Source organism: Sphingobacteriales bacterium (assembly GCA_012517435.1).
Classification (GTDB): Bacteria; Bacteroidota; Bacteroidia; order CAILMK01; family JAAYUY01; genus JAAYUY01.
Genome location: JAAYUY010000220.1, coordinates 1 through 7,965, shown reverse-complemented (window position 1 = coordinate 7,965; position 7,965 = coordinate 1). Strand labels below are relative to the sequence as shown.

Below are 7,965 nucleotides of genomic sequence, written 5' to 3'. Positions count from 1 at the left end.
GAAAGGGTTACCGTTTGTCCGTAATTTGCACCTACCCTGTAACTCATGTAAAAACTTGCAAAAAACATAACAAGAAAATAAATCAGCAATGGAATGGCAACCATTACCACGTCCAAAGGAATTTTGATGATGTATTCACCTTTTAATGAAAACATGACAATAATGGTGAATAGCAAGGCTATCAATGTCAGCGGACTAATTTTAGGAACAAATTTGGAATGATACCATTCCTTGTTTTTTACTCTGATCAGAATAAATCGGGTCAGAAATCCTGCGATAAATGGAATTCCAAGGTAAATAAATACACTTTCTGCAATTTGCCCGATGGTAATATTTTCAACAGCATCATTGGTTGGTATTCCAAACCAGCCGGGAAGTATAGCAATAAAAAAGTAAGCATAAACTGAAAAGAAAAGCACCTGAAAAATACTATTAAAAGCCACCAGGCCGGCAGCATATTGGGTATCGCCTTTGGCAAGGTCGTTCCAGACTATCACCATGGCAATACAACGGGCTAAACCAATCATGATGATTCCATACATATAGGGCAGGTTAGCGTTGTCTTTACCGGGGAAAAGCCTGAAGAATAAAATGGCAAGGAAAAACATCAAAACAGGCCCGATAATCCAGTTTTGAATCAACGAAAGGCTAAGAACTTTCCAATTTCTGAAAACATCACCCAGTTCTTCGTACCTGACCTTGGCAAGGGGAGGATACATCATGACAATCAGTCCGATAGCAATTGGAATGTTTGTGGTGCTATCCGGTGATGATTTCAAAGATTCCCAGAAATCTGCTATGGCAGGAAAAAAATAACCTGACAACACGCCAATGGCCATGGCCAGAAAAATCCAGAGCGTCAAGTAACGGTCTAAAAATTTAAGTCTTTTTTGAGCGGGCATAATTTTTTAATTTAAAAGTTAAGAAATGGGAAAAATCTTTTTAGCAGGGGATTTAAATCCCCTGCTATGGATGATCTCGATATAAAATTGTTCAATTTCAATGATTTATATTTTATTGTTGGGTCTTAATCCACCTTTTGATAATTTTTTTATTTTTCTTAGCAGGGGATTTAAATCCCCTGCTATGGATGATTTCGATATTAAATTGTTCAATTTCAATGATTTATACTTTTATTGTTGGGTTTTAATCCACCTTTTAATAATTTTTTAATTTTTCTTAGCAGGGGATTTAAATCCCCTGCTATAGATGATTTAATTGAGTTTAATCTTTTTAAATACATAAAACATCTCCTTTGCTATTTCAAAACATCTTTCATCATATTTTTCTGATTCAAGCTCAGTGTTATCAAAGTCTTTCGGATCATTATAAGGAATTGAAAAGCGTTTTTCCGCACCCGGAATAAAAGGGCAGTTTTCATCGGCATGGGAGCAAACCATGATCGCGGCAAAGTTTTCTTTTGGATTAGCTTTGTGATTATATAATTTTGAAAACAGGATGATTCCCGGTTCTTTTTCCGAAAACTTCAGTTTGTAGTGGGGATTATGATCTGCGATGGAATTCATATTTTCTATTTTAAAACCGGCACGGATCAGGGCAGCAACGGCACGGGGATTAAAGGCTGATTCTTCTGTCCCTCCTGAAAAAAAGTTGATGTTCTTCAATTGATACCATTTTGAAGCCACCAATGCCCATACATGTGCCAAATGACTTCTTCGTGAATTATGGGTACAGATAAATATCAGGTTTACTTCTTCTTCCTGCAGGATTTTTTCCTTGATATAATCTGATAATTTATCAAGTAGTTCCATTCTTTTTCTATCTAACTCATTATCAGATAATAAACGCTTAATATAATCGGTAAGAATCGGGTTGAAAACATTCATAAAATTTGATTTTAGCATTAGCAACAATTAATCTTATTTGAGCCACAATCACAACTTGGTTCTGAATTTCGTAAAATCCCATTGATAATTCCTGCAGCACAACCGACCCCCGACCTGACACTAATTGCATTGTCGGGACAGTTTTTCTGACAGGCTCCGCATTCCATGCAGAAATCTTTATTGATAATTATAGCTTTTTTGTTTTTCATTTCAAAAACCTCATGAGGGCAAACGATAATACACATCATGCAGCCAGAGCATTTTTCCCTGTCAAGTTCAAGGGATACAACATTTTTCAGGTAAATAAAACCTTTCATAAGTTAAATAAATCTACTGATAATCCAACCAATAATTCCAAGGACTGTTGCTCCAATCTGCAAAGGTAAAGCTATTTTCATTTCCTTCCGAACGCCTGACAATGAAGTGAATGTAGTTGAACCGGTAAAATTCATGGCAAGAAATGATGATAATGCGCCCATCATTAAAAACCATGAAATATTCTCAAAAATAGTGTTTCCTAAAAAGTTAAAGTACAGAAGTGGAATTGCCATTATCCAGCTAATTGAAAGACCTTTTAATGAAAATCTTCTGAAAGGGATCCATGGCAGCAGGATTGGAGTAATAACACAACCGGCAAGGTAAGCAGAAAGCAAATCAATAACTGCTTTCCCTCCGGCAGACCATGCTAAATCAATAGAAAAACCATTTTTATTTAATCCTGAAAGAATAAAGAAAATCGCTGGCACAACAAGCAAATAGTACTTCCCATAAGCAAGTTCAACAGGTATTAGTTTTATCCTCTCTATTAAGGGAAAAGTAACTTTTCGCATTTCAGGAGTGGCTTTTAATCCGGCAGATACAAATTCTTTGATATCTTCAGCCCTGACAGGCCCGTAAATAACACTGAAACCAGTGCTATTTTTTACTTCGTGAGCCGAAACACCAGTTGCTCCGAGTTGCGGAACAATAACTCGTTTGTTGTTTACCAGTTTATCCAGCTCATGAGCTTTGATTCTGTAAGTAAGTTCTCTGGTTCCAAAAGTACCTTTTCCTGCTGCACACCACACATTAATCCCCTTAGTGTCCAGAACTAAAATCCAGGCATCCATTTCATGCAATGCCCTGCGTAAATGGTCAAAGCTTAATTTAAAGTTAGCAGTAACAAATATTTCAGAATTTGAATCCGGATTTCCAACTGCATATAAGCCAGGTTTTATCCTGTAGTTCATCCTGCCTATTGACCATCTGACCTTAATAGTGCTCCAGATGTCTTTTCGGCTCCATACAGTTGAGGTTTTTGGAACTTTCCATAAAATGCCATTGATAAATTTTATATAATATTCAGTTGTCATTTTTAATCTTTTGATTTCATCATACAAGGACACTGACCATGTAATTGTTTTGAAGGATTTTTATTACGGGTAACCCAGAACTTTCCCGGTCAACAATTCCACCTGCAAGCAATATTATATTTTTAAATCCCTTTTCTGTTAAAAAAAGCATACTTCTTTACTTCTTAATCCTACTGCATCGGCTATAATCAATGTTTTATCTGCAGGTAATTCGTGAAATCTGTGTGCTGTTTCGGTATGAGGAATATAATTGATTTTACCTAAGTCAAATACATGCATAGTTGTTTCAAATTCAGGTCTGACATCTAATGAAATTGCATCTCCATTTTGATATGTAATCGCTTCATTTCCTGAAAGATATATTAGTTTTTCCTGATTCATAAATCAATCTTTAACTTTTACACGATAAGCCCGGTTAATTTCTTTTCTGATACCAAATTGAATTGCATATTTGTTTGTAAGCTGATAGCCATAAACATACTTGAATATTGGCAGGTCAGTACTTAGTGAAAAACTCCAATCTCCTGATATTGAATATCTTATTGATGGATTAAATAATAAAATTTGGCTTCCGCTTGATTCAATAATTGAATTGTTTTCCCGCTGGTCTTTACCTCTTAATTCATATTTGATATAAGCAGAAATCAGAATCTTTTTTAATGAATAATTAAACCCCGGAGTTAATTGTAAATATGGACCATAATGGTGAATAAGAAAATCTTTTTCAATCCATCTGCTTGCTTCAAAAAGTGTAAAACAACTTAAACCTAATTTTTTATCTGGTTTTTTACTGGAATAGAAAAAAGAAACATTGTATTTTAAAGCACCTGATGATGGTTGTAAGGAAACAGGTACTACAATGCCATCCTGCTCTTCATTGAAAGAGCCTACGGGTAATTTAATACCGCCTGAAAAAATCAGTTGATGGCGGGGATTTGCCGATTTAATTATTTTATATCGCAAATTAATTTGCAAATCACCAAGTCCGTGGGATTGTATTTTTATTTCTGAACTGTCAAATGTCAATTTTTGAGTTTTATCCCAGAAATAGCCCGTTTCTGCGAAAACTGCCAATCGCTTGCTAATACCATAGTTAACTGATATTTGATTATAATCAAAAAAACTTTCGTCAACAATATTCATATCTGCTTTTCGGCTTAAATGAAAATATTGGTCTGATGCGCTATGCTTATAGCCAATGTTTATAATCCATTGATTTTTCGAAAATAAACCCATTGTGGCGTCTCCACCAACAGGATTTCCGGCAGAACAACATTGTGAAAATGCATGAATACTGATACCCGATAAAAAAGCACTAATTAAGAGTAGTTGCTTCATTTCAACCTGACTTTTATAGCGATGGTGTCGGAAACTGTTCCATATTCATTTGTTACAGTGCATTTTACAGTATTAATACCTATGCAGGAAGGACAAGCCCAGTATGTTACTGTGTTTGAATCCCTGCCAAGCATGCTTCCATGGTTTGTTGTCCACTTGAATTTAAGGTTTTTACCTCTTGTATATGCAGTAATATAAGCTTTTTCCCATATTACCAAATCGCTTTTTGTGGTTACCAGACTGTCAATTGACAGATTATCTGAGGGTTCAGGTTTGGGAATTTCAGGTTGGTCGCAGGCTTGTATCATCAATATCATTATCAAAATACTGAAAGCAACTGAGAATGTTCTGATCAGATTAAGATTATTGATTTGATAACTTGTCATTTTGATGTTTTTCATAATTTGTCGATGAGATTTTTTATCTCTGCATTGTATTCTTTGTCTTTACCCTTATTGACCGTACATTTTATTAAAAAGAATCAGGACATCAACATTACTGTCATCATCTTTGTTATGCAAAGATAGTCCGGATTCCGGATATGACAAGGATATGTTAAACGATAACACTGAAATGTTATTTTAATGGCATCATTATCATTATCAATTCCTTCGCTTTGCATTCACTGTTACATAGCAGGATGATTAAGAAACATTATTTACCTGGAGGGAGAGTGCTTTGGTAAAACCTGTCATTTCCTGAAATTTTTCACATGGTAAATTGATTTTCAGCTAATCAGCTTTCAGACCTGAACTTCAGAGCTTTCAGTTGTCTTTTAAAATCTAATTTTTGTTCCCTGATGCAATACCATATGGATACCGTAAATATTAGGATAGGGTTACTAATTCCGGATTCAAATTACTGCTGCGTGCTATCAGTATTGAAAAATTCAGTTGTCTTGCCATTAAACATAAGCTGTCTGATGGACTAAGCTGAATTAAAATTTTATTACATTTTACCTTGTCATTCCTTATTCTTGCGAGCCGGAAAAATAAAGATTAAAAACAAAGCAAAAATTGTATCTTTACCAGCCCAGAAACACCATCCCGCCACCGCAAATCAGGATGATGGCTCCTGCAATGACATGCATATATTTTTCAAGTTTTTTCAACGGTAAAAATTCAATACCCTTTAAAGTCAGCAAGACGATGGTGAGCATGGTAGCAATGGTTACCAATGAAAAAATGGCAGCCACCTGAATAATTCCCGCTGTATTATTTTCCGATGCAGGCTGCATCATAAAAGGGATGAGCGGCTCACAGGGGCCGAGCACAAAAATGAGAAAAAGCACCCAAAAAGTGAGTTTTTTGCCATGTTCATGGCTGTGTTCGTCTTCATGCAGATGTTCATGTTCATGAATGCTTCCGTCTTCATGTATATGCAAATGCTTGTGTGCTTTGTTTTTCCTGATTTTATAAATACCCCAAAGCATATAGAAGAGCCCGAACAACAGGAATAACCATGAAACAATTCCTCCCCGCAGGGACTCTGTATGTGTCAGTTTATCAACCGCTATACCGGCAGCAATGCCAACAGAACCTAAAAGAACAGAACTTCCCACATGCCCGATGCCGCAAATAATTGTTATCCAGATGGTTTTAAAGAGCGACCATTTGCGTGCTTTCGAAAGGAAAATAAAAGGCAGATAATGGTCGGGACCGGTGAGGGTATGCACAAAACCTACCAGGGCAGCTGAGCCGGATAACGCTAAAATTGTATTGTTCATTCAGTTATTGTGTTTTAAATGATGGTTTTTGACTGATGATTAAAAACTGATCGCAGTTTGTGGGATTATTCCCGAAACTGAAATCAGGTTTGCTTTTTCCCTGCCTCTCAGAAAACAGGGAAGGGGCGAAATGATCCAATACAATGATTTTATTAGTTGTTAAACCATGATATTCAAGCATTTCAGTTGCATAGTGAGGTGAACAGCGAAACTGCTCTACTTCATATCCCTGAAACCATACTGTTGTGAGCTGATAATCAGGTAAACAGGAGCAGGGCGCATCATGCAAAGTGTACATGAACACAGTAAAAAGAAATCCATATTCCTTTAAAATCCGCCAGCAATGACGCAGAGCCATATTTCTTTCTTTTTCATCTATCAGATGATACATTGGCCCCATCAACAGGATCATGTCAGCCGACTCAGGGGCTATCCAGTCCAGTTTTGTTGCACAGCAGCGACTGCTGAAGATGAAATTTTTGCTGTAGTGGCCATTAATTCTATACCTGAATGCATCGAGTGATTTTTGTGACAGGTCAATGGCAGCCACCCGGCAATTTTTCTCAAGTAAATATTCGGCATACCTTCCGGGACCGCAACCGATGTCATACACCACTGAATTTTCGCTTGCATACAGATTGAGATAATGTTTAATCGTTTCAAATTCAATCTTTCCGCTAACACTTTCCAATCGTTTCCATTCTTCTGTTACTCCTGCATCGTAAGCTTTTGTCAATATTTCGGTATTTGTGTTCATTTGCCTGAATTTGAAGGAACAATCAATGCCCGTTCGGCATGTGGAATAGCTTCCAGTTTCATTTCATAGATATTTTCGAGGAAATCAGCGTCCCAGGGCATTTTACCTTCCGGAACATTCACCAGTCTGCCGTTTTTCAGGAAAATAAAATGGTCGCCAAAAAGAAAGGCCATGCTGGGGTCATGCAAAACAGCGACAATACTTAATCCTTCCTGAGTAAGATTTTTAATCAGGCTAAGCACTTTTTCCTGATTGTAAAAATCGAGGTGGGTGGTGGGTTCATCCAGAAATAGTAAAGGAGCCTGTTGAGCCAGCACCCTTGCAATCATGACCAACTGCTGCTCTCCACCAGAAAGTTCCGTATAACAGCGGTCTTTTAGATGTAAAATTCCTGTCTTTTCAAGGGTTTGATGGACTATCAATCGGTCTTTTTCTTTGGGTACAAAACTGACAAAAGCCGCCCTGCCGGTCATCACCACATCTTCCACGCTGAAAGGAAAAACAGCTTTATGTTTCTGACTTAATAGCCCAAACGTCTTAGCCCTGGTTTTCAGCGGCATTTCTGTTATATCATGGCCGGCAATAAATATTTTCTGCTTCTGAACAGGCAGCATTCCTGCCATGGAGCGCAGGAGGGTGGATTTTCCCGAACCATTTTGCCCCAGAATCACATGAAAGCAGGAGGGCTTTAACTCAAGGTTAATGTTTTTCAACACAAGCCTTTCCTCATAGGCAAAGGAAAAATCCTGAACCTGTATGATATTCTTCAGTTCTCCCATCCGATTTTATTTTTCTTCATTAAAAACAGGAAAAAGGGAGCACCCAACAGCATGGTAATCACCCCTATGGGGATTTCAAAGGAACTGATAGTGCGGGAGAAGTCATCAATAATCAGGAGGAAGGTGCCTCCGAAAACAAAGTTCAGGGGTGTGGAATGAAGGTTGT

At 37.3% G+C, this 7,965-nt stretch carries 11 protein-coding genes; all 11 read right to left on the bottom strand.

Features of this window, described 5'->3' with window-relative positions; genetic code table 11:
- On the bottom strand, positions 1-902 hold a 902-nt coding region (arsB, locus tag GX437_12310; protein ID NLJ08438.1), incomplete at its 3' end, for an ACR3 family arsenite efflux transporter.
- 312 nt (positions 903-1,214) lie between these two features.
- A complete protein-coding gene (locus tag GX437_12305; GenBank protein ID NLJ08437.1) occupies positions 1,215-1,847 on the bottom strand; it encodes a protein-tyrosine-phosphatase in 633 nt (210 codons plus the stop codon).
- Between the two features lie 17 nt (positions 1,848-1,864).
- The gene (locus GX437_12300; protein ID NLJ08436.1) at positions 1,865-2,164 is read right to left on the bottom strand and encodes a 4Fe-4S binding protein; all 300 of its coding nucleotides are present in this window, start codon (positions 2,162-2,164) and stop codon (positions 1,865-1,867) included.
- 3 nt (positions 2,165-2,167) lie between these two features.
- The gene (locus GX437_12295) at positions 2,168-3,199 is read right to left on the bottom strand and encodes an acetyl-CoA synthase subunit gamma (GenBank protein ID NLJ08435.1); all 1,032 of its coding nucleotides are present in this window, start codon (positions 3,197-3,199) and stop codon (positions 2,168-2,170) included.
- 138 nt (positions 3,200-3,337) lie between these two features.
- Positions 3,338-3,580: a hypothetical protein gene (locus tag GX437_12290; GenBank protein NLJ08434.1), complete on the bottom strand. Its 243-nt coding sequence runs from the start codon at positions 3,578-3,580 to the stop codon at positions 3,338-3,340.
- Between the two features lie 3 nt (positions 3,581-3,583).
- Positions 3,584-4,537 carry a transporter gene (locus GX437_12285; protein NLJ08433.1) on the bottom strand — a complete coding sequence of 318 codons (954 nt, stop codon included), beginning with the start codon at positions 4,535-4,537 and terminating at the stop codon, positions 3,584-3,586.
- The gene (locus GX437_12280; GenBank protein ID NLJ08432.1) at positions 4,534-4,923 is read right to left on the bottom strand and encodes a hypothetical protein; all 390 of its coding nucleotides are present in this window, start codon (positions 4,921-4,923) and stop codon (positions 4,534-4,536) included. The genes GX437_12285 and GX437_12280 overlap by 4 nt, the downstream gene beginning before the upstream one ends.
- Before the next feature lie 638 nt (positions 4,924-5,561).
- Entirely contained in the window at positions 5,562-6,263 is a 702-nt protein-coding gene (locus GX437_12275) for a hypothetical protein (protein NLJ08431.1), read from the bottom strand.
- 4 nt (positions 6,264-6,267) lie between these two features.
- Complete coding sequence (locus tag GX437_12270) at positions 6,268-7,020, bottom strand: class I SAM-dependent methyltransferase (GenBank protein ID NLJ08430.1); 753 nt, start codon at positions 7,018-7,020, stop codon at positions 6,268-6,270.
- The gene (locus GX437_12265) at positions 7,017-7,799 is read right to left on the bottom strand and encodes an ABC transporter ATP-binding protein (protein NLJ08429.1); all 783 of its coding nucleotides are present in this window, start codon (positions 7,797-7,799) and stop codon (positions 7,017-7,019) included. Before GX437_12265 ends, GX437_12270 begins: the two co-directional genes overlap by 4 nt.
- A partial coding sequence (locus GX437_12260) for an iron chelate uptake ABC transporter family permease subunit (GenBank protein ID NLJ08428.1) occupies positions 7,787-7,965 on the bottom strand: 179 nt, incomplete at its 5' end. The genes GX437_12260 and GX437_12265, both read right to left, overlap by 13 nt.

What these genes read in the sequence shown, in the direction of transcription:
- GX437_12305 (NLJ08437.1), bottom strand. Translation starts at nt 1,847, where the DNA reads ATGAATGTTTTCAACCCGATTCTTACCGATTATATTAAGCGTTTATTA.
- GX437_12300 (NLJ08436.1), bottom strand. Translation starts at nt 2,164, where the DNA reads ATGAAAGGTTTTATTTACCTGAAAAATGTTGTATCCCTTGAACTTGAC.
- GX437_12295 (NLJ08435.1), bottom strand. Translation starts at nt 3,199, where the DNA reads ATGACAACTGAATATTATATAAAATTTATCAATGGCATTTTATGGAAA.
- GX437_12290 (NLJ08434.1), bottom strand. Translation starts at nt 3,580, where the DNA reads ATGAATCAGGAAAAACTAATATATCTTTCAGGAAATGAAGCGATTACA.
- GX437_12285 (NLJ08433.1), bottom strand. Translation starts at nt 4,537, where the DNA reads ATGAAGCAACTACTCTTAATTAGTGCTTTTTTATCGGGTATCAGTATT.
- GX437_12280 (NLJ08432.1), bottom strand. Translation starts at nt 4,923, where the DNA reads ATGACAAGTTATCAAATCAATAATCTTAATCTGATCAGAACATTCTCA.
- GX437_12275 (NLJ08431.1), bottom strand. Translation starts at nt 6,263, where the DNA reads ATGAACAATACAATTTTAGCGTTATCCGGCTCAGCTGCCCTGGTAGGT.
- GX437_12270 (NLJ08430.1), bottom strand. Translation starts at nt 7,020, where the DNA reads ATGAACACAAATACCGAAATATTGACAAAAGCTTACGATGCAGGAGTA.
- GX437_12265 (NLJ08429.1), bottom strand. Translation starts at nt 7,799, where the DNA reads ATGGGAGAACTGAAGAATATCATACAGGTTCAGGATTTTTCCTTTGCC.